At 69.2% G+C, this 20,440-nt stretch carries 23 protein-coding genes and 1 tRNA gene; 16 read left to right on the forward strand and 8 right to left on the reverse strand.

The window, feature by feature from the left end:
- Positions 1-10: 10 nt before the first annotated feature.
- The 3 genes from VPH43_RS17845 to VPH43_RS17855 are packed head-to-tail and all read left to right on the forward strand — an operon-like array spanning position 11 to position 1,859.
- Positions 11-682: a GGDEF domain-containing protein gene (locus tag VPH43_RS17845; RefSeq protein WP_328579313.1), complete on the forward strand. Its 672-nt coding sequence runs from the start codon at positions 11-13 to the stop codon at positions 680-682.
- On the forward strand, positions 679-1,467 hold the full coding sequence (locus VPH43_RS17850) for a MinD/ParA family protein (RefSeq protein WP_328579088.1): 789 nt from the start codon (positions 679-681) through the stop codon (positions 1,465-1,467). Before VPH43_RS17845 ends, VPH43_RS17850 begins: the two co-directional genes overlap by 4 nt.
- The gene (locus VPH43_RS17855; protein ID WP_328579089.1) at positions 1,464-1,859 is read left to right on the forward strand and encodes a group II truncated hemoglobin; all 396 of its coding nucleotides are present in this window, start codon (positions 1,464-1,466) and stop codon (positions 1,857-1,859) included. Before VPH43_RS17850 ends, VPH43_RS17855 begins: the two co-directional genes overlap by 4 nt.
- On the opposite strand, the gene VPH43_RS17860 is transcribed toward VPH43_RS17855, so the two are convergent.
- Both VPH43_RS17860 and radC read right to left on the reverse strand, forming a co-directional pair.
- Positions 1,856-2,500: a Smr/MutS family protein gene (locus VPH43_RS17860; protein WP_328579090.1), complete on the reverse strand. Its 645-nt coding sequence runs from the start codon at positions 2,498-2,500 to the stop codon at positions 1,856-1,858. The genes VPH43_RS17855 and VPH43_RS17860 overlap by 4 nt on opposite strands.
- The gene (gene radC, locus VPH43_RS17865) at positions 2,497-3,171 is read right to left on the reverse strand and encodes a RadC family protein (RefSeq protein WP_328579091.1); all 675 of its coding nucleotides are present in this window, start codon (positions 3,169-3,171) and stop codon (positions 2,497-2,499) included. Before radC ends, VPH43_RS17860 begins: the two co-directional genes overlap by 4 nt.
- A gap of 78 nt (positions 3,172-3,249) precedes the next feature.
- On the opposite strand from radC, the gene VPH43_RS17870 reads away from it, so the two are divergent.
- From VPH43_RS17870 to VPH43_RS17905, 8 genes are all read left to right on the forward strand, one after another.
- Positions 3,250-3,693, forward strand: a complete 444-nt coding sequence (locus tag VPH43_RS17870) for an FKBP-type peptidyl-prolyl cis-trans isomerase (RefSeq protein ID WP_328579092.1) — start codon at positions 3,250-3,252, stop codon at positions 3,691-3,693.
- Positions 3,694-3,695: 2 nt separating this feature from the next.
- Positions 3,696-4,628: a 4-hydroxy-3-methylbut-2-enyl diphosphate reductase gene (gene ispH / locus VPH43_RS17875; protein ID WP_328579093.1), complete on the forward strand. Its 933-nt coding sequence runs from the start codon at positions 3,696-3,698 to the stop codon at positions 4,626-4,628.
- 91 nt (positions 4,629-4,719) lie between these two features.
- Positions 4,720-5,610, forward strand: a complete 891-nt coding sequence (locus tag VPH43_RS17880) for a DUF6662 family protein (protein WP_328579094.1) — start codon at positions 4,720-4,722, stop codon at positions 5,608-5,610.
- A gap of 11 nt (positions 5,611-5,621) precedes the next feature.
- Complete coding sequence (locus tag VPH43_RS17885) at positions 5,622-6,164, forward strand: FMN-binding protein (RefSeq protein ID WP_328579095.1); 543 nt, start codon at positions 5,622-5,624, stop codon at positions 6,162-6,164.
- Positions 6,157-6,981, forward strand: coding sequence for an FAD:protein FMN transferase (locus tag VPH43_RS17890; RefSeq protein WP_328579096.1), 825 nt, complete (start codon positions 6,157-6,159; stop codon positions 6,979-6,981). The genes VPH43_RS17885 and VPH43_RS17890 overlap by 8 nt, the downstream gene beginning before the upstream one ends.
- A complete protein-coding gene (locus VPH43_RS17895) occupies positions 6,978-7,439 on the forward strand; it encodes a hypothetical protein (protein ID WP_328579097.1) in 462 nt (153 codons plus the stop codon). Before VPH43_RS17890 ends, VPH43_RS17895 begins: the two co-directional genes overlap by 4 nt.
- An 83-nt stretch (positions 7,440-7,522) precedes the next feature.
- Entirely contained in the window at positions 7,523-8,818 is a 1,296-nt protein-coding gene (gene serS, locus VPH43_RS17900; protein WP_328579098.1) for a serine--tRNA ligase, read from the forward strand.
- A gap of 52 nt (positions 8,819-8,870) precedes the next feature.
- Positions 8,871-8,962, forward strand: a tRNA-Ser gene (locus tag VPH43_RS17905).
- Positions 8,963-9,223: 261 nt separating this feature from the next.
- On the opposite strand, the gene VPH43_RS17910 is transcribed toward VPH43_RS17905, so the two are convergent.
- The 4 genes from VPH43_RS17910 to VPH43_RS17925 all read right to left on the reverse strand — a co-directional run bounded on the left by VPH43_RS17910 (position 9,224) and on the right by VPH43_RS17925 (position 14,081).
- The gene (locus VPH43_RS17910; protein WP_328579099.1) at positions 9,224-10,303 is read right to left on the reverse strand and encodes a hypothetical protein; all 1,080 of its coding nucleotides are present in this window, start codon (positions 10,301-10,303) and stop codon (positions 9,224-9,226) included.
- Positions 10,304-10,479: 176 nt separating this feature from the next.
- On the reverse strand, positions 10,480-10,815 hold the full coding sequence (locus VPH43_RS17915; protein ID WP_328579100.1) for a hypothetical protein: 336 nt from the start codon (positions 10,813-10,815) through the stop codon (positions 10,480-10,482).
- Between the two features lie 16 nt (positions 10,816-10,831).
- Positions 10,832-13,522, reverse strand: coding sequence for a serine/threonine-protein kinase (locus VPH43_RS17920; RefSeq protein WP_328579101.1), 2,691 nt, complete (start codon positions 13,520-13,522; stop codon positions 10,832-10,834).
- A gap of 7 nt (positions 13,523-13,529) precedes the next feature.
- Entirely contained in the window at positions 13,530-14,081 is a 552-nt protein-coding gene (locus VPH43_RS17925; RefSeq protein WP_328579102.1) for an ECF-type sigma factor, read from the reverse strand.
- A 134-nt stretch (positions 14,082-14,215) separates the two neighbouring features.
- Here VPH43_RS17925 and VPH43_RS17930 point away from each other — a divergent pair, with 134 nt between their 5' ends.
- The 5 genes from VPH43_RS17930 to VPH43_RS17950 all read left to right on the forward strand — a co-directional run bounded on the left by VPH43_RS17930 (position 14,216) and on the right by VPH43_RS17950 (position 18,608).
- Positions 14,216-14,722 (forward strand): GGDEF domain-containing protein, encoded by a 507-nt coding sequence (locus VPH43_RS17930; protein ID WP_328579103.1) that lies wholly within the window; start codon positions 14,216-14,218, stop codon positions 14,720-14,722.
- A gap of 185 nt (positions 14,723-14,907) precedes the next feature.
- On the forward strand, positions 14,908-15,750 hold the full coding sequence (locus VPH43_RS17935; RefSeq protein ID WP_328579104.1) for a hypothetical protein: 843 nt from the start codon (positions 14,908-14,910) through the stop codon (positions 15,748-15,750).
- A gap of 119 nt (positions 15,751-15,869) precedes the next feature.
- Positions 15,870-16,409: a Spy/CpxP family protein refolding chaperone gene (locus tag VPH43_RS17940; protein WP_328579105.1), complete on the forward strand. Its 540-nt coding sequence runs from the start codon at positions 15,870-15,872 to the stop codon at positions 16,407-16,409.
- Positions 16,410-16,509: 100 nt separating this feature from the next.
- Positions 16,510-17,226: a response regulator transcription factor gene (locus tag VPH43_RS17945; protein WP_328579106.1), complete on the forward strand. Its 717-nt coding sequence runs from the start codon at positions 16,510-16,512 to the stop codon at positions 17,224-17,226.
- Positions 17,223-18,608: a sensor histidine kinase gene (locus tag VPH43_RS17950; RefSeq protein ID WP_328579107.1), complete on the forward strand. Its 1,386-nt coding sequence runs from the start codon at positions 17,223-17,225 to the stop codon at positions 18,606-18,608. Before VPH43_RS17945 ends, VPH43_RS17950 begins: the two co-directional genes overlap by 4 nt.
- Here the strand turns inward: VPH43_RS17950 and VPH43_RS17955 are convergent.
- Together VPH43_RS17955 and VPH43_RS17960 are read right to left on the reverse strand one after the other, a co-directional pair.
- Positions 18,591-19,985, reverse strand: coding sequence for an MATE family efflux transporter (locus tag VPH43_RS17955; RefSeq protein WP_328579108.1), 1,395 nt, complete (start codon positions 19,983-19,985; stop codon positions 18,591-18,593). The genes VPH43_RS17950 and VPH43_RS17955 overlap by 18 nt on opposite strands.
- Positions 19,982-20,434 (reverse strand): DUF3717 domain-containing protein, encoded by a 453-nt coding sequence (locus VPH43_RS17960; protein ID WP_328579109.1) that lies wholly within the window; start codon positions 20,432-20,434, stop codon positions 19,982-19,984. Before VPH43_RS17960 ends, VPH43_RS17955 begins: the two co-directional genes overlap by 4 nt.
- Between the last annotated feature and the right edge of the window lie 6 nt (positions 20,435-20,440).

A 20,440-nucleotide genomic window follows, 5' to 3' on the forward strand; every position in this document is an offset into this window, starting at 1 on the left:
GCGGCTGGAGATGGCGTTGCAGCTGCTGGAGCAGTCCGGTGTGGCGGCGCCCGCGGGCGAACCCGGCAGCGCGGCCTGGATGCAGGCGGTGATCGACGGCCTGTGCGACCTGTCCAGCCGCGATGCGCTGACGGGGTTGTCCAACCGGCGCAACTTCCAGGTGGCGCTCTTGCGCGAGATCGACCGGGTGGCGCGCGCCGGCGAGCCGGCCCTGCTGCTGACCGCCGACATCGACCATTTCAAGCAGGTCAACGACCGCTGCGGCCATGCCGCGGGCGACCTGGTGCTCAAGGCGGTGGCCGCCGCCCTGCAGGACAGCGTTCGCCCGATGGACACGGTGGCCCGCATCGGCGGCGAGGAATTTGCCATCATCCTGCCCAACTGCCCGCCGGCCTTCGGCGAGGCGGTGGCCGAGCGCATCCGCCGCCGCGTGGCCGACCGGCCGGTGGCCATCTCCCCACGCCATGAGATCAATGTGAGCGTGAGCATCGGTGGCGCGTATGCGCCCCAGTGGGTACGCTCCACGGCCACGGTGTGGTGTGAGCGGGCCGACCTGCAGCTCTACCGCGCCAAGGCCCAGGGCCGCAACCGGGTATGCATAGAACCCACCGCGGTGTCGCTGGTGAGCGCCGAGGAAAAGGGCTTGCTGTTCGGCACCTCGCAGTTTATGGACCTCGAATGAGTTCACCTCTGCCCGACCCCGCACCCCGGCGTGCCCGCATCACCGCGGTCACCAGCGGCAAGGGGGGCGTCGGCAAGACCTTCGTCTCGGCCAACCTGGCCGCCGCGCTGGCGCGACGGGGCGAGCGCGTGCTGGTGCTGGATGCCGACCTGGGGCTGGCCAACCTGGACGTGGTGCTCAACCTGTACCCCAAGATCACGCTGCACGACGTGTTCACCGGCAAGCACCCGCTGGACGAGGCCATCCTCGCCGCGCCGGGCGGGTTCTCGGTGCTGCTGGCGGGCTCCGGCATGGTGGAGTACTCGCGCCTCACGCCCGAGGTGCGGGATCAGTTCCTCAGCGTGGTGCAGACCGTCACGCCGCGTTTCGACCGGGTGCTGCTGGACACCGGCGCCGGCATCTCCGATGTGGTGCTGTTCACCGTGTCCCTGGCCGACGATGTGCTGGTGGTGGCCACGCCAGAGCCCACCTCGCTCACCGATGCCTATGCCACCATCAAGGTGCTGGCCACCACGCAGTCGCGCCGTGCGATGCAGATCGTGGTCAACCAGGCCAATCGCCCGGGCGAAGGCCGCGTCATCCGCGGCCAGCTGCAGCAGGTGGTGGACCGTTATGTGTCCCCCGCGATCGATGCGCCGGTGAAGCTGGAGCTGGTGGGCGAGATCCCCAACGACCAGGCGGTGCGCGAGGCGGTGCAGAAGCGCCAGTTGCTGCTGGAGTGCTTCCCTGGCTCCAGCGCGGCCCAGGCCATCGGAGCCCTCGCGCAAAAGCTGGTCGAGTTGTGAGCGACAAGGCAGCAGACAAGCCGACCGCGTACGAGCGGCTGGGCGGCGAAGCCGCGGTGCGTGCGCTGGTGGACCGCTTCTACGACCTGATGGACCTGGAGCCCGGCTATGCCCGGCTGCGCGCGGTGCATCCCACCACGCTGGACGGCTCGCGCGACAAGCTGCACTGGTTCCTCTGCGGCTGGCTCGGCGGCCCCAACCACTACATCGAACGTTTCGGCCATCCGCGCCTGCGTGCGCGCCACCTGCCGTTTTCGATCGGCATCGTGGAGAGGGACCAGTGGCTGGCGTGCATGCACCAAGCCATGCATGAGATGGGTGTTGACGAGACGCTGGCCGACCGGCTGGCGGAATCGTTCTTCAATACTGCCGACTGGATGCGGAATCGTTAGCTCGTTGTCTGCCCCTTGAGCAGCACGATCAGCGCGCCGGCGCCTCCTTCCGGGCCGCGCGCCTGGGTGAAGGCCAGCACGTCGGCTTTCTGCACCAGCCACGCGCGCACCTTGCCCTTTAGCACCGGCGTGCGGCCCGGCGAGCCCAGGCCTTTGCCGTGCACCACGCGCACGCAGCGAAAACCCTGGCGCTCGGCTTCGCGCAGGAAGCCGCCCAGGCGCTCGCGTGCTTCGTCGCGGCGCAGGCCGTGCAGGTCCACCTCGGCCTGGATCGCCCACTCGCCGCGGCGCAGGCGCTTGAGCACGTCCGGGCCGATGCCCTTGCGCCGGAAGCTCAGGCCCTCGTCGGTTTCCAGCAGGCGCTCCACGTCCATCTCATCGGAGAGCGCCTCGCGCAGCGCAGCGCGTTCGTCGAGCTCGCGCTGGCGCGGCAGGGGCAAGGGCAGGTGGCGCTGCAGCTCGGCCAGGCGCCGGTCCTTCAGGCGGTGCACCGGGCCCACGGAGCGGGCGAACAGTTCGCGTTCACGCAGCTGGCGCTGTTCGAGCGCGCGCTGCTGGGCCTCCAGCTCGGCGGCTTCGCGTCGGGCGTGGTCCAGCTGCATCTTCAGCGCCTTCAGCTCCGACAGCGCGCGCAGTTTCACAACAGCCCGCGCTCCGCGAAAGACACCACGCCGGCGCGTGCGATCACCAGGTGGTCGAGCACGCGCACGTCCACCAGCGCCAGCGCGCTCTTCAGCGCCTGCGTGAGCAGCTCGTCCGCACGCGACGGTTCGGCCACGCCTGAAGGATGGTTGTGCGCCAGGATCACCGCGCCGGCGTTCAGGCTCATTGCGCGGCGCACGATCTCCCGTGGGTAGACGCTGGTCTGTGAGAGCGTGCCGCGAAACATCTCCTCCAGCTGCAGCAGGCGATGCTGGCCGTCCAGGAACAGCACGGCGAACACCTCGTAGGGCAGCTGTGCGAGGTGCAGGCTGAGGTAGTCCTTCACCGTCTGCGGCGAATCGAAGGCGGGCGCGCTGCGCAGCTCCTGGCGCAGCGAGCGGCGCGCGATCTCCAACAGCGCCGCCACTTCGGCGCGCTTGGCCGGCCCCAGGCCCTTGATGCGCTTCAAGTCCGCGGGTGCGGTGTTCAGCAGGCCGGCAAAACCGCCGAAGGCATCGAGCAGTTGCTGCGCCAGCTGCAGCACCGGCGTGCCCTTGATGCCGGTGCGCAGCAACAGCGCCACCAGTTCGGCATCGGCCAGTGCCTGGGGCCCTTGCGCCAGCAGTTTTTCGCGCGGCCGCAGGGCGGCAGGCAAGTCCTTGATCAGCATGAAATGGGGTCAAAGACCCTGGCTCGTAAAATCGCAGCCAGTCTAGGCCCTTAGCGCGCCCCCTCGCGCCCACCTCCCTTGAATGCCGTCCAACCGGGGTCGTTCCTGACCCTGCACTACCGCCTGACCGGCCCGCATGGCGACGAGCTGATCAACACCTTCAACGACAAGCCCGCCACGCTCTCGCTGGGCACCGGCGAGCTCGCGCCTGCCATGGAGGCGCGCCTCATGGGGCTGGAGGAGGGCACGCATGCGCGCTTCGAGCTCGCGCCGGGCGAGGCCTTTGGCCAGCGCAGCCCTGACCTGCTGCAGCGGGTGAAGCTGGCGCTGCTGCACCAGCTGGGCGACCCTGACGAGCAGTACAACGTCGGCGACGTGGTGCAGTTCCCCACGCCGGACGGGCAGGGCTCGTACGCCGGCGTGGTGCGCGAGGTCGGCAGCGACTGGCTGCTGTTCGACTTCAACCACCCGCTGGCGGGCGAAGCGGTGAGCTTCGAAGTGCAGCTGATCGGAGTGCTGTGAACATGTCCGTGGTGAATGATGTTTTGCTCGCCGAGCCCCGCGGCTTCTGTGCCGGCGTCGACCGTGCGATCGAGATCGTGGAACGTGCGCTCACCAAGTTCGGCGCGCCCATCTACGTGCGCCACGAGATCGTGCACAACACCTATGTGGTGAACGACCTCAAGGCCAAGGGCGCCATCTTCATCGAGGACCTGGCCGAGGTGCCGCCCGGTGCGGTGCTGGTGTTCAGCGCGCATGGCGTCAGCCAGGCCGTGCGGCGCGAGGCGGCCGAGCGCGGCTTCAGCGTGTTCGATGCCACCTGCCCGCTGGTGACCAAGGTGCATGTGGAAGTGGCCAAGCTGCACAAGGAAGGCTACGAATTCGTGATGATCGGCCACAAGGGCCACCCGGAGGTGGAGGGCACCATGGGCCAGCTCACCGACGGCATCTACCTGGTGGAGGACGTGGCCGACGTGCAACGGGTGCAGGTGACCAAGCCGGACAAGCTGGCGGTGGTGACGCAGACCACGCTGTCGGTGGACGACGCGGCCGAGATCCTGGCCGCGGTGAAACAGCGTTTCCCGAACGTGCGCGAGCCCAAGAAACAGGACATCTGCTACGCCACCCAGAACCGGCAGGACGCGGTGAAGATCCTGGCGCCGCAGGTGGACGTGGTGGTGGTGGTGGGCAGCCCCACCAGCTCCAACAGCAACCGCCTGCGCGAGCTGGCCGAGCGCCTGGGCACGCCGGCCTACATGGTGGACAGCGCCGACGACCTGCAGGCCGCGTGGTTCGCCGAGCGCCATCGAGTTGGCCTGACCGCCGGTGCCTCCGCGCCCGACATCCTGGTGCAGCAGGTGATCGACCGGCTGAAGGCGATGGGTGCGGTGTCGGTGCGCAAGATGAACGGCGTGGAGGAGCATGTGCAGTTCCCCTTGCCCAAGGGGCTGAAGTAAGCCGAATCCCGCCCTGGCGCGGGATTTTGGAGAATGAGAGTCATTCGCGTTAAGATTCCGCGCTTTGCATCCTGAGCGCTGGAGTTTTCGAATGTCCTGGTCCCGTTCCCTGTCCGTGTGCGCGTTGGCGCTGCTGTCGCTGCCCGCCCTGGCCGACGAAAACCTGTTCGGTTATGTGCGCGGCGCCGAAACGCTGCCCAAGGGCGCCGGCGAGGTGTACCAGTGGTTCACTCAACGTTCCGACAAGGGCGCCGGCCACTACCGCGCGCTGGACAGCAAGACGGAAGTGGAATACGGCCTGACCGACCGCTTCCAGCTGTCCGCCGAAGTGAACGCGATGGCGATCAACACCTCCGGCCTGCTGATCGATGGCTACCTGCCCGCCGAGCGCAAGACCGGCCTGCGCCTGCAAGGCCTGGAAGTGGCGGCCAAGTACAACTTCCTCAGCCCCGCCAAGGACGACTTTGGCCTCTCCGGCCTGGTCTCCTTCGAGTACGGCATCCTGGACCGGCATTCCGGCCAGAAGAAGACCGAATACGAAGTGGAAGGCGAGCTGCAGGCGCAGAAGTACTTTCTCGAAGGCCAGCTCACCTGGGTGGGCAACATCGGCGTGCGCGCGGCGTATGAAAAACGCAAGCCCATCGCCAACCTGCCCGAAGGCTTTGACTGGCCGACCGACCCGGAGATGGAGATCTCCACCAAGCTGGGCACCGGCATCTCCTATCGCTTTGCGCCGGGCTGGTATGCCGGTGCGGAGCTGCTGCGCGAGGCCGAGTACGAAACCGAAGTGGGCCTGGAGCGCTGGACCACCTTCGGCGGCCCCAGCGTGCACTGGGCGGGCCAGAAGTGGTGGGCCACCTTCACCTGGTTCAAGCAGCTGCGCGGTGGCGGTGAAAAATACGAAGACCAAACCGAGGCGCACCTGCACCTGATCGAGAAGACCAAGAACGAAGTGCGGATCAAGATCGGCTACAACTTCTAAGAGGACCTGTGATGCGCCGCCCGTTGGACCTTGCTGCGTTTCTGCTGCCCGCCGCGGCGCTGGTGTCGCCCGCGCACGCCACCGACTACCTGTCGGTGGCCCAGGCCCAGACGCTGCTGTTCCCTGCGGCCAAAAGCTTTGTCGAGCGGCCGCTGAAGCTGAGCGACGAACAGCGTGAGCGCATCAAGGCAGTGTCCGGCGTGCGCCAGCGCGCCGAGGAACAGAAGGTGTGGCGCGCGGAGCGCGATGGCGAGCTGCTCGGCTGGTTCCTGGTGGACGAGGTGATCGGCAAGCACGAGTTCATCACCTACGCCACCGCGCTGTCGGCCGACGGCAAGGTGCTGGGCGTGGAGATCCTCAGCTACCGCGAGACCCATGGCGGGCAGATCAGGGACGCTGCCTGGCGCAAGAACTTCGTCGGCAAGACGCTGGCCAACCCGCTGAAGCTGGATGAGGACGTGCCCAACATCAGCGGCGCCACCCTGTCCTGCCGTAACGTGACGGACGGCGTGAAGCGGCTGCTCGCGATCCAGAAGCTGTATCTGCATGCCTGAACAGCGTCGCATGCGCCCGCTGCTCGGCACCTTTGTCGAGGTGGGTGCGTGGGCGCCTGATGAGGCGGATGTGGCGCGTGCAGTGGATGCGGCCTTCGCGAGCCTGGCGCAGTCGCATGCGCGCTGGAGCTTTCATTCGGCGGACAGCGAGCTCTCGCTGCTCAATCGCGGGCCGGGTGACAAGGTCGCGCTTTCGGGCACCACCTTGCGGCTGCTGCGCGCGGCCCTGGCGATGACGCGCGCAAGCCATGGCGCCTTCAATTGCACGGTGGGTGGGGCGCTGGTCGCTCGCGGTGTGTTGCCGGATCATGGTGGGCCTGAGCCCGTGCCTGTGGGCGAAGCCGATGACGTGGTGCTGGGGTCTGGCTGGGCGCTGCTGCGCCGGCCCGTGCGCATCACGCTGGACGGCATCGCCAAGGGCTTTGCGGTCGATCTTGCGGTGCAGACGCTGCGCCGGTGTGGTGCCACCAGCGGGTGGGTGAACGCGGGTGGGGATCTGCGGGTGTTTGGCGAGCGCAGCGTGCCGGTGCAGCGCCGGGAGCTGGACGACAGCCTCACGCCCCTGGGGCAGCTGCGGAACGCGGCGCTGGCCTCCTCCCGCGTGGGGGGCGCACTCGACGAGCGCTTCCCTGGCTGCATCGTCGGCGCGCCGGCGAACGCCCCGGTAGAAGTGCTGAGCGTGGTGGCCCGCAGCGCCTGGCGCGCGGATGCGCTCACCAAGGTCGCAGCCCTCACGCCGCCGGCCGAGCGCGCGGCGCGGGTGGCGCAGCTGGGCGGTTGTCTGCTCGCGCCCACTGCATGGCGGCAAGCGGCATGAAGGGCTACCCACGCTGGTTCCAGCCGGCGTTGCTGGCCGGCTCGCTCGGCTTGTACGCCAGCGGATGCCTGCTGGCGCCCACCACCTTGCAGCTGCGCGCCGATTGGGATCTGGCGTGGCGGCTGGCCGCCAATGCGCGCATCGGCATGGCGGCGCTGCATGCCACGCTGGCCTTCGTGGTGCTGATGTTCGTCGGCGCCTTGTGGAGCGTGCACATGCGTTCGGGCTGGCGCCGCCATCGCCAGAAAAGCAGCGGCCTGCTGGTCGCGCTGCCGGCGTTGCTGCTGGCGCTCACCGGCGTGGCGGTGTACTACCTGGCCGACGAGGCGTGGGCCAACGTGGCGGCCCTGGTGCACCTGGGCGTCGGCGTGTTGCTGCTGCTGCCCTTCCTGTGGCACCTCGTGGCCGGGCGGCGCCTGCGCCGGCGCCACCACCACCATCATCCTCACCACCGCTGACGCCGGCAAGCGCTCTCCTACAATCGGCGCTCCCTTCAAAGGCCCGCCGCAGCGCACCGATCGCGCCGGCGCACACCACACCCATGCTCGACATCGCCCTGCTTCGCCGTGACCTCGACGGCGTGATCGCCAAGCTGGACAAGCGTAAGTCGCCCCAGCCCTTCCTGGACGTTGCCCGCTTCAAGGCGCTGGAGTCCGAACGCAAGAGCATCCAGACCCGCACCGAGGAGCTGCAGGCCAAGCGCAACAGCCTTTCCAAGCAGATCGGCGTGCTCAAGGGCAAGGGCGAAGACACCTCGGCGGTGATGGCCGAAGTGGGCGGCATCGGCGACGAGCTGAAGGCCAGTGCCGAGCGCCTGGAGCAGCTGCAGGGCGAGCTCACCGGCATGCTGATGAGCGTTCCCAACCTGCCGCACGACAGCGTGCCGGTGGGTGCCGACGAACACGCGAACGTGGAAGTGCGGCGCTGGGGCAGCCCACGCGAATTCGGCTTCGCGGTGAAGGACCATGTGGACCTCGGCCAGCCGCTGGGGCTGGACTTTGAAACCGGCGCCAAGCTGTCGGGCTCGCGCTTCACCTTCATGCGCGGGCCAATCGCCCGGCTGCATCGCGCGCTCGCGCAGTTCATGCTGGACGTGCAGACCACGCAGCATGGCTACACCGAGTGCTACACGCCCTACATCGTCAACCGCGAGGTGCTGGAAGGCACGGGCCAGCTGCCCAAGTTCAAGGAAGACATGTTCTGGGTGCTGCGCGGCGGGAGCGAAGAACAGGCCGAGCAGTACCTCATCTCGACCTCGGAGATCTCGCTCACCAACAGCGTGCGCGAGCAGATCCTCGATGCCGCGCAGCTGCCCATGAAGCTCACGGCGCACAGCCCGTGTTTCCGCTCGGAAGCCGGTAGCGCCGGCCGCGACACGCGCGGCATGATTCGCCAGCACCAGTTCGACAAGGTCGAGATGGTGCAGATCGTGCACCCGGAAAAGAGCTACGACGCACTGGAAGAGATGACCCGCCATGCCGAGGCCATCCTGCAGAAGCTGGAGCTGCCCTATCGCGTGATGGCGCTGTCCACCGGCGACATGGGTTTTGGTGCCACCAAGACCTACGACCTCGAGGTGTGGCTGCCCGCGCAGAACGCGTACCGCGAGATCAGCAGCTGCTCCAACTGCGAAGCCTTCCAGGCCAGGCGCATGCAGGCGCGCTTCCGCAACGCGCAAGGCAAGCCGGAGCTGGTGCACACGCTCAATGGGTCCGGCCTCGCGGTGGGCCGCACGCTGGTTGCCGTGCTCGAAAACGGCCAGAACGCGGACGGCACCATCACCGTGCCCGCGGCGCTGCGGCCGTACATCGGCGGAGTGGAAGTGCTGCGCCCTTGATGGGCTAGAATCCGCGCTTCGCTCGAAATCGACCCGAGCGCGCGAGTTACCCGGAAAGGTGGCAGAGTGGTCGAATGCACCGGATTCGAAATCCGGCATACGGGTCCTCCCGTATCGGGGGTTCGAATCCCCCCCTTTCCGCCAGGTGCCAAGAGGTGAAGAGCCTCGGGAACCAAGATCAAGCCGCCCTTCGAGGCGGCTTTGTTTTTGAGGCTATGGGAAATGCTGCGAAGCGCCCCGTCGCTTCAGCGCAGCGACTTGCTGCTCGCCTGCCGGCGCGCTCTGGTTGCGCTGCTTGCCGCGGTGATCGACGTACGGCAGCGCAAACAGGGACAACCCCGAAAACGGCAGCAGAAACAGCGGCGCGAGCTTGCTTCTCCGAAACTGCTGCGCACCGTGCCACCGCTACTGCACGGGGCTCAACACGACATTCGTCGGGGTTGCCGAGCCCGGTGCCGTTGCCCAGCCGAGAATGAATCCTTCGTCGTTGATCGTGATCACCTCGACGATCTTCCAGCCGGCGCCCCCACCGGGGACGAGGAGCGAGTCGAGGTTGTACATGATGCCGCCGCGGTGGAGGAAAGCCGCCGACGACAGATCCGCGGCGTCGCCGCCGGCAACCGTGCCGGCGTACCCGATGATGTCCCCCGCGTTGTTGATGCTGACCGCGCTGCTGTCGTTGCCGCCCAGCGTGCCCAGATCCTTCATCACGCCGGCGTCCCAAAGGTAGGCGCGTCCATGGGTGACCCCGTTGCTGGCCAGCCCGGTGAGGCTCCAGCCGACCACCTGGTCGCGGTCATTGATGCCGTTTGCGCTGCTGATGATCTCGGTGCGCACAGGCGGGTTGGGCATGAAGGCGGGAATGGGGCTCAGCTGGCCGTTGCGATGGATGTAGCCCGTGAATCGGGCGCCTGTGGCAGCCTGTGACCAGCCCACCACATGGCCAAGTCCGTTCATGGCGCTGGCCAAGTTGTGCCGGCCGCCCAGCGTGCCGAGGTCCGTCGCGCCTTGCGGGCCGTAGAGCACCGCATGGCCTGCGCACGGTGGCGCACAGGCCGCCGTGTTGGCAAGTGCACGGCCGGTCGCGTCGGCGGCGACATACCAGGTATTCGGGCCCATCGGCGGCATCGGCTGGGAGAGCACGCTGAATGCACCAGCCCCATAGCCGATCACTTGGGTGGACAACTCGTCATGCTGCAACCCCACGATGCTGCCTGCGTTGTCGATGCGCATCGGCGTCCATTCGAACGGCCTCGGCAGGAACTTGACGCGGCTGCCATCGAACAACACCGGGACGTAGCGACCGCCGGCGGTCCTCGTCCTGCCGACCACTTGCCCCAGTCCGTTGACACCGGCGGCGTCGAACATGCCCAGTGCGCTGAGGTTGGTGAGCCGATAGGCGGGCGTCGCGCCGGCGGCGAACGCGCCAAGGCTTACGAGGAAAGTGGTCGCAACGAAGGACCGCAACAAAGAACGACGGTTCACACGGGCTCCCTTGGGTTCGAGCCCACAAACCGGGGCCGCAAGTCGTCCGATGGACGGCGCGCCACGATAGGTTGGGGACGCGAGGCAGTCCATCCCCTAAGGTGTGGACCCGGAGTCCCCGTTACGTCGCCGCGAACCGGCCACCGTGCCGAGCGGCCTCGTTTTCCGACCCCGCTTCAGTCTTCGTTCTCGATGGACGGGTCCAGCGGAATCAGGCGCCCGGTGCTGGCTTCCTTGACTGTCACCGTGTACTTGAACAGCGCCCGTCGGCTGTTGCGGTTGAACAGGTGCACCTTTGTCGGGCTAGGCGTGGTGGATGGATTCGGAAACTCCGTTCCCGGGTCGGTGACCACCACGGCATCGGAGTCGGGAAACACATAACCATCGGTGCGCAAGTGGAAGGTCAGGATGCAGTTGCGGCCGCGGGCCTGCACGGTGTCGGGTGTGCACACGGGCGTGCCGCTGCCGTTCACCGTGACGATGACGTGGTTGTGCTCGATGTTCGTGGTCATGTGGTTGTCCTGAGTTTTATGGGGTTGGCGCCGCCCCCGCTTCGGCGGCCAGTCTGCGACGGAGATCGGCGTATGCGGGGTGCCGGTAGGAACTCGTTTCGATGCGTTCGGCGAGCCTGCGGGCCTCGGCGTTGAGCCCGAGGCGCAAGTCCGCGTGGGCCAGGAGCGTCATGGCAGACAGCACCCCGCTTGCAGCCGGCGCTTTCAGCCGTTGTGCCGCAGATTGCCAATGCGCGGCGGCCTGCGGGGCGCTGTTGCTTCGAAGCAGGTCGCCCAGCGCAAGCTCCGCCGCAGCGACCGCCAGGGTTTCGTCGGCGTCGAGGCGCCCCATCTTGGCAGCGGTCTGCTGCGCTTCGAGCACATAGGCCTGCATGTCATGCAGCAAGGTGCCGGATGCGTCCGGCCGCTGGAGCGCCTGCTGTTGCAAGACCGCGCCGCGCAGCGTGATGTTCCACTGCGGGCGCGTCGCGTCGGTGCCCTGCAGCTTGGCGATGTCAGCGGCAGCCCGCTGCAAGGTGGCGCGGGCGTCGTCGCGCTGGCCGAGCGCCCACTGTGCATGTGCGAGGCTCACGCGGGTGGCGGTCGCTTGCGCCAGCCACCACGTGTTGCTGGGGTCAAGCGTTTGGAGCGCCTCCATGCTCTCCAGCGCTCTCCGCGCGACCTGCGCTGCGGGGCTGTATTCACCTTGCGCCAGGTAGAGGCGGGCCAGCGCGAGCTCGGCGGCGGCCAGCTGGCGCTGCGCGTTGCGGTTCTTCGCCGCATCCGGCATCTGCTGCAACACGGACATCTTGGTTTGCTGGGCATTCACCGCATCGTCAAACTGCCCCATCACTTCACGCGCCTTCGAGATCCAGCCCCAGCTGTCGGCCAGCTTCAGCTTCATCTCCGGCCGTTCCGCTGCCACAGCCTGCCAGGTGTCACGCGCGGCCACGAACGCCGCCAGCGCCTCGGCCGCGCGCCAGGCCTCAAGGTGCACCACGCCGAGGTTGGTGCTGGCGTGACCCCTTTCCATGCGCCAGTCGATGTTGCTGGCGTCCAGCCGGTTCAACTGCTCTGCCAGCTCGGCATAGCGGCGGAAGGAGACTTCTGCCTGCGCCAGCTCGCCGCGCTTGCGCGCCACATAACCCACCCAGTACACGCTCTGTGCATGGTCGAACACGCGCTGGCCGTCCGCTGGGGCACGGGCCATCAGTTCGGCGGTGGTGGCGGCCGCTTGTTCGAAGACCCGTGAGGCGTCCGCCAGTTGGCCTTGGCGCTCGGCGATTTCGCCGATCAGGTGCAGCGCACGCGCCTTGCGGCCCAGCGCGTTGGCATCCAGGCCCTGCGCGTCCTGCGCCGCGTAGTAGGCGAGCGCCTTGTCGCCCACCGCGTTCATCACGTCCAGTCGACCCACCGGCTGCAGCTTCTTGCGCAGGTCGCCCAGCATGAATTCGATCAGGCCTTCGGCCTGCACACGCTGGCGCTGGGCCTCGCGCGCCTGCCACAGCGCCACGCTGATGCCGGCGGCCAGCGCGGCCACGGTCACCAGGCTGGCTGCCACGCCCAGGCGATGGCGGCGCACGAACTTGGCCAGCACATACGCTGCGCCATCGGCGCGCGCGGCAACGGGTTCGTGCCTCAGGTAGCGCTGCAGGTCATCAGCGAATGCGGCTGCGTTGGCATAGCGCTGGGCTGGCGCCTTCTTGAGGGCGCGCGCAACGATGTTGTCCAGGTCCCCGCGCAGCTCGCGCGCCAGTCGCGCCGCGTGGGGGCCGCCCCGGCGCAGCACGGTGTCGGACAGCCGACGCGGCTCGACCTCAATCGCCGCACGCATCTGCTCCAGCGGCGCGGTGGTGCCACTGGCCGTGGGGTGTTCACCACCGAGCAGCACATGCAGCAGCACACCGAGTGCATACACGTCGGTGGCGGTGGTCACGTCGCCGTCCTGCAGCTGCTCCGGCGCGGCGTACTGCGGTGTGAAGGCGCGGCCGGCCTGCCGCGTGAGCTCCGTCGCTTCGCCCGGCGCCGTGGCGTCGTCCAGCAGCTTGGCGATGCCGAAGTCCAGCAGCTTCACCTCGCCGGCCTGGGTGACCAGGATGTTGCTGGGCTTGATGTCGCGGTGCAGGATCAGCCGGTTGTGCGCATGCGCCACCGCGGCCAGCACGTCGAGGAACAGGCGCACCCGCTGCTGCAGGTCCAGCCCCATCGCATCGCAGTGCAGGTTGATCGGCTGGCCGTCGGTGTATTCCAGCACCAGGTACGGCTGGGTGCCTTCGCGCGCCACGCCGGCGTCGAGCAGGCGCGCGATGTGCGGATGCGCCAGGCGCGCCAGGATGCTGCCCTCGCGGGCAAAACGCTCCGCTCCGCCGCGCGACATCAGGCCGGCGTTGAGGAACTTGATCGCCACCTGGCCTTCGTAGCGGCCGTCGGTGCGGCGCGCCAGCCACACGCTGCCCATGCCGCCCTGGCCGAGCTCGCGCTCCACGGTGTAGGGGCCGATGGTCTGGCCGGCCAGCGTGGCCGGGGGCAGCAGCGGCGGGCGCTCCAGGAACGCCTCGCGCTCGATGCGCGGCAGTTCGCCGAGCAAAGCCTGCAGCTCCGCGGCCAATGCCGGGTCGCTGGCCCGGATGTCGGCCAGCCGCGCGGCGCGTGCCTCGCCGTCCACGTCGAGCAGTTCGTCGAGCAGGGGGCTCAGGACAGGCCAGCGGGCCTGGGGCGAGGCTTGCATGCGCTGGTTACTTCAGCGCGGCCGCCAGGAACAGGCGTGCCTTCTGCCAGTCGCGCTGCACAGTGCGCTCGGTCACGCCCAGGCAGTCGGCGATCTCGGCTTCGCTCAGGCCGCCGAAGTAGCGCATTTCCACCACCTGGGCCAGCCTGGCGTCCACAGTCGCCAGCTCCTGCAGCGCCTCATGCACCCGCAGCAGCTCATCGTCGGACTGCGGCGTGGTGTCGGCCACCGCGGTGTTCAGCGTCACGTGCATCGCCTCGCCGCCGCGCCGGTCGGCTTGGCGGGCGCGCACCAGGTCGATCACCACGGTGTGCATCACGCGGGCTGCGTAGGCCAGGAAGTGCTTGCGGTCGGCGAAGTCGAGGTCCCCGCCGTGGTGCATGCGCAGGTAGGACTCGTGCACCAGCGAGGTGGTGTCCAGCAGCGTCAACTCCCCCGACCGACGCAGGCGGCTGCGCGCCAGCCGTTGCAGGTCCGCATACAGCATTTCGACAACCTGCTCGGCGGCGCGCGGGTCACCCGAGCCGGCCGCCCTCAGCAGCGTGGTGATCTCAGTCATGCCATGGGGAAGTGGAAGCGCGCCACTCTATCCGCCCTTGTTACACGCCGCAATCGGTGCGCATGTCGGGTTTTGCACGGCGACTGCGTTTTAACAAGGCAGAGAGGAGCCAAAACATGCGAGGAGCACACCCCATGCTGCAAAGCCGACAGGAGAGCGCGTCCGTCATCCTGCTGCATCCGCCCAAGCCATCGCGCCTGCCGCAGGCGCCGGACAACGAGCCCTTCGTGCCGGCGGTGGAGCGCCAGCTGGCGGCATGCCGGCGCTACGGTGCCCGCATGGCGGTGCTGACCGTGCAGCTCGACGGGCTCGCGCCGCTGGGCCAGCGCCATGGCCTGGCGGTGCAGCAGGCAGTGGTGGACGCGGCCTGGCAGCGCATGCGCAGCCGCGTGCGGGGCGTGGACCACCTCGTCCGCGTGGCGGTGGACACCTTCGGCGTCGCGCTGTTCAGCGTGGGGGATTCGGTGCTCGGGCCGATCGAGGCGCGGCTGTTCGACGAGCTCTCCGCGCCGTACCGGGTGGGCAGCCTGGTGGTGGAGGTGATGGCCGTCACCGGAGCGCTGGTGTGGCCGTCGGAAGCGACCAGCGCGGAGGCGGTGGTGCAGGCCGCACACGAGCTGCGCCTGGCAAAGATGGCTTGAGCCCGCGCCCGGGCCACCGCCACCCGCAGCAACGACTACTGAAACAGGGGGGAGGACTGCAGGCGCGGAACGGCGATGGAGCACAATGCGCGCGGCCTTTTGCCTCGTCCATGCCCCTTCGTCGTTCCGCTCCGCTCCTTCTGGCTTTTTCGCTCGCTGCGGGCTGTGCCACGCGCTCGGCCGACGTGAAGCCGCTGCCCACGAGCGCGGCCGACTTTGCCGGCTGGCCCTGCGATGCCATCGCCGACGAGATCGAGCGGGTGCAGCAGAAGGCGGCCGACGTGGCCTACGCGGTGGACGCGAACGTGGCCAACAACATGATCGTGCTCACGCTGGGCACCACCGTCTTCTGGCCTGCGCTGCTGGCCATGCGGCCGGATGGTCCGGATGCGGAGGCCCTGGCGCGCTTGAAGGGCCGCTACGAGGCGCTGAGCGCCGCCGCGGCCCAGCGGGCTTGCCCGCCGATGAGCGATGCGCTGCCGCCGGCGCGCGCCGCGGCCTTGCCGGTGGCCCTGGGGGAGCGCCTGGTGTACGAGGAGCGGGCCGCCAGCGGCGGCCCGGCCACCGAGCTGGGCCTGCGGCTGCAGGCGCTCAAGCGCGGCGAGCTGAATTTCCAGCTCGACCATGGTCCGGCCACCCGAGCGCTGCCGTGGCGGCAGGATCCTGCCGGCAATGCCCTGGCGCCCCAGCCGTACCGCGTGCTCAGCTGGACCCGGCTGCTGCACCGCGACCTGCAGCTGGGCGACGTGCTGTCCGGCGAGCTGCACGGGCCCGACACGGCCGAGCGCACCGCCCGCGTGCGCGGCCAGGTGATCGCGGTGGGCCCCACGGTGGTGTCCGGGCGCCAGTTCGATGGCGCCACCATCGAACTCTTCGGCGACGTGCCCAACGGCGTGGCCAGCACCCGGGTGGACGGCGTGATGGTGGTCGACCGGCACAGCGGCGTGTTGCTGCGCCTGGAGCTGCGCAGCGGCAACCCGGAGTACGCGCTGCGGCGCAAGCTGGTGCGGATCGAAACGCCCGGCTGAGCTGGCTGCGGGCGCCGCCGGACGGCACCGCCTTCACAGATCTTTACCGCCAGCGCACACCGCCTCAACAGCCGGCTTGCATCCTTCATTCCGTGGTTTCAACCAATCAAGGAGTCCCGATGAAAGCCGCTTCCTTCCAGTCCCCTGTTGCCTTCCAGTCCATGCGCCTGCTGCTCGCGGCGCTGATCCTCGCCGTCATCGGCACCTTTGCGCTCACCGCCTACGCACAGGATGGCCCCCGCCACGGCGGGCATGGTGGCGGCCACGGCATGTTCATGGGGCCAGGCGTGATGGGGCCGCACCTGGACCGCATGCTCGACAGCGTCAAGGCCACCGACGCCCAGCGCAGCCAGATCAAGCAGATCGCCCAGGCGGCGGCCAACGACCTGAAGGCCCAGCGCGAGTCGGGCAAGGCGCTGCATGAGCAGGGCATGGCGCTGTTCACGCAGCCCACCGTGGATGCCAATGCGGCCGAGGCCCTGCGCCAGCAGATGATGGCCCGCCATGACCAGGCGTCCAAGCGCATGCTGCAGGCCATGCTGGACATCAGCCGCGTGCTCACGCCGGCGCAGCGCCAGCAGCTCGCCCAGCAGATGAAGCAGCGCCACGAGATGATGCAGCGCCACAAGCAGGAGCGCGAGCAACTCAACAGCAAGTGACCCGCCGGCAGCCGCTATGCTGCTTCACGACCTTGTTTCCTCTCGGCCAGGAATTCGCCCCGGTGCTCGCGCCCGGGGCGCTTTTTGCATTGCGCGCACCATGAATGCCCACGCCCGATTGCTGCTCATCGACGATGACGCCCGCCTCACCGCGATGGTGGGCGACTACCTGCGCCAGGCCGGCCATGAGGTGGACGTGGCCGGCTCCCTGCAACAGGGCCGCCAGCTGCTGCAGGCCGCGCACTACGACGCGCTGGTGCTGGACCTGATGCTGCCTGACGGCGACGGGCTGGACCTCACGCGCGAGCTGCGGGCGGAAGCGCGCACCCGCCGCCTGCCGCTGCTGATGCTCACCGCCCGTGGCGAGCCGATGGACCGCATCCTCGGCCTGGAGCTCGGCGCCGACGACTACCTGCCCAAACCCTTCGAGCCGCGCGAGCTGCTGGCGCGGGTAAAGGCACTGCTGCGGCGCGCGGCACCGGAATCGCCCGACGACGTGCTGCAGTTCGGCCGCCTGGAGATCGACCTCGGCGAGCGCAAGGCGCGGCTGGACGGGCGGGACTGCGACCTCACCGGCCACCAATTCGACCTGCTCGTGGTGCTGGCGCAGAGCGCCGGCCGCGTGCTGTCGCGCGACCAGATCATGGACGCGCTCAAGGGCCATCCGATGGAGGCCTTCGACCGCTCGATCGACGTGCACATCTCGCGCATCCGCGCCGTGATCGAGGACGACCCGAAGAACCCGCGCCGCGTGCTCACCGTGCGTGGTGCGGGCTACGTGTTCGCGCGCAAGCAGGACAGCGACGGCTCAGCATGAAAAGCCTGTACCTGCGCATCTACCTCACCATCGTCGCCGCGCTGCTGCTGTTTGCGCTGGTGGCCGGCTGGCTGGCGCAACGCCACCTCGACGAAGAGCGCCAGAACATGCAGGCCGTGGTGAGCGACCGTGCCGGCGCCTGGGCCGCGCTGATCGAGAACAGCCTGCCCGCCGGCTCCGCGCCGCAGGCCGAGCAGCGCGCGGCCTTGCTCGACTGGGCACAGCGCCTGCGCATGCCACTGGCGCTGGACGATGCGCAGGGACGGCGCATTGCCACCTCCGAGAGCTTTGCGCGCCACGAGGCGGACCCCGACGGCCCGGCCCGGCGCGCCTTGCGGGTGCCGCTGTCCGATGGCCGGGCGCTGTGGATCCTGCGCCCGGTGCTGCTGCGTGCCGGCCCGGGTACGGCGGCGGCCCGGCCCGGTGACGAACCGCGGCCGCCCCGGCCACCGCGTGAACATGTCGCGATGGCGCTCCACTACGGCGGGCCGCCGCTGTTCGTGGGCGGCGTCGGCCTGGCCGCGGCTCTGGTGGTGCTGTTCGTGGCGGTGGCGGTCGGCGCCTACCCCGTCGTGCGCCGCCTCACGCGCCGGCTGGAAGGGTTGCAGCAAGGGGTCGAGGCCTTCGGCGCCGGTGCCTTCAGCCACCGGGTGAACACCGACGGCCGCGACGAGGTCGCGGCGCTGGCCGGCAGCTTCAACCGCGCCGCCGACCGCATCGAGCAACTGCTGCGCTCGCACCAGTCGCTGCTTGCCAATGCCAGCCATGAGCTGCGTTCGCCGCTGGCACGCCTGAAGATGGCGCTGGCCATGCTGGAGGATGCGCCGCCGCCGCAGCGGGCACGCTTGCGCCAGGAGATAGACACCAACATCGCGGAGCTCGACGCGCTGGTGGAGGAGGTGCTGCTCGCCAGCCGGCTCGATGCGCAGGCCGCCCTGGAACGCCAGGAGCCGGTGGACATGGCCGGCCTGGCCGCGGAAGAGGGCGCCCGCGTGGATGCGCAGCTCGAAGCAACGCCCGCCTTGCCGCAGGTGCTCGGTGACGAGCGCCTGCTGCGCCGGGCCCTGCGCAACCTGCTGGAGAACGCCAGGCGTTATGGCGGCGGCGACATCACGCTGACTCTGGCCGCGCTGCCGGGCCAGGTGGAGCTGCGCGTGTGCGACCGGGGCCCCGGTGTGCCGCAGGCGATGCGCGACCGCATCTTCGAGCCCTTCTTCCGGCTGCCTGGCCATGCCGAGCAGGCGGGTGGCGTGGGGCTGGGCCTGAGCCTGGTGAAGCAGATCGCGGAACGGCACGGCGGCCAGGTGCGCTGTGAGGCGCGCGAGGGTGGCGGCAGCTGCTTCGTGCTCAGCCTGCCGCAGGGGTCAGCCCGCGTGGGATAGGCCTGCGCGGGTCTTCTGCTTCATCACCCAGGCCAGCAAGGCACACAGCAACGCGGCCGCCAGCAGCAGGCTGCTGGTGCTGGCGATCCAAAAGCCGCGTGCGCCTTGCAAGGCCGGCATGCCGAGGTGGCCGAAGGCGGCGGCATAACCACCGCCCAGCCCGACGCCCCACAGCGCCACCGCATAGATCACCACCGGCACGGTGGCGACGTGCCAGGCGCGCAGCACGAACGAGGCCGCGCACTGCAACGCGTCGCCGATGTGGAAAAGCGCCACCCAGGCCAGCAGCGGCAGCGCGGCCGCCACGATGGTGGCGTCGTGCGTGTACAACCGGAGGATGGGCTCGCGCAGCAGGAACACGGCGCCGCCGAGAACGCTGGCCAGCAGGCCTGCAATCCACACCCCGTGCCAGCCCAGGCGGTGTGCATCCCGGGCGTCGCCCGCGCCGATGCGCTGCGCCACCAGCGTGCTGGTGCCGTTGGCCAGCCCCAGCGGCAGCATGAACAGCAGGGCCACCAGGTTCACCGCGATCTGGTGGCCGGCCAGCGGCGTGGCGCCCAGGCGCGAAATGAAAAACGCCATGAAGGTGAAGCCGCTCACCTCGATGAGGATGGCCAGCCCCATGGGCACACCCAGGCGCAGCTGCGCCATGATGGGATCGCGTTGCGGCCGCGCCAGCCCGTGCGCCCAGAGCCGGAAAGGGCGGTAGAACGGATCGCGCCGCAGCAGCGTCAGCGCTGCCAGCCACTGGCACCACATGACGATCGCGGTGGCGATGCCGCAGCCGGTGAGCCCCAGGGGCGGGATGTTCACCGGGCCCCATGCCGTCCCGTTCACCAGCAGCATGGACAGCGGCACCTTCAGCGCCAGGCCGCCCAGCTGCATCGCCATCACCGCCTTCGGCCGGGAGATGGCGGTGTTGAAACCCCGGTAGGCGGTGAACATCAGCGCCGCGGGCAAGGCGACCGCCAGCGCCTGCAGGTAGGCCTGCACCTTCCCGGCGACCGCGGGCGATGCATGCGCCAGCGCGAGAAAGGGCTGCGGCATCAGCAGCAGGCCGGCACCGAACACGGTCATCATCAGCGCCAGCCAGATGGCCTGCTCCAGCTGCCGGCCGGCGGCCGGGCGATCCCCCGCGCCATAGAACCGGCCGGCGATGGGCGAGATGGCGAGCAGCACGCCCATCAGCCCGACGAACACGGTGACGTAGGCGGAGGCGCCGATGGCGAGCGCCGCCAGGTCCACCACGTCGTGGCGGGCCAGCAGCACCGTGTCCACCGTGCTGAAGCCCAGCACCGCCACCTGGCCCACCGTCACCGGCCAGGCGAGCGGGAAGATGCGGCGCGCGCTGCCCCGGAGCGAGCTTGGGTCTGTCAAGCGGCGGGTTCCAGCGCCTCCGGTGGAGGATGGTCGCGGCCGGTGGCCAGCCGGGCGCGCTCTGCATAGCGGTTGAAGCGCCAGGCGGTGCCCTCCAGCGTGATGCGGCGCCAGACCGCGCGTTTTTCAGCGGGCGTGAACACCGGCCAGTGCTGCACCTCGTCGAAGCGGCGGCCACAGCCCTTGCACACCGCGTCGCCCTGGGTGGTGGAGCAGATGGCGATGCAGGGCGCATCCGGCGTGCTGGCATACCAGGCCAGCCAGGCCTCGCGCGCCTTGGGCGGCATGCTCTCCTCGTCGCACTCGTCCTCGTGGTAGTACACCATCAGCGCATACACCTCGGCGAGTGCCAGCACCGGCTTGCAGGCGGTGATGCCGTCTGGCGAGGGCGAACGCTCGCGCCACCAGTTGATGGCGTTTTCGATGTCGGTGATGTGGATGCCTGCCACGGCCCG

This window comes from Ideonella sp. BN130291, assembly GCF_036231905.1.
Lineage (GTDB): Bacteria > Pseudomonadota > Gammaproteobacteria > Burkholderiales > Burkholderiaceae_C > CAMLIZ01.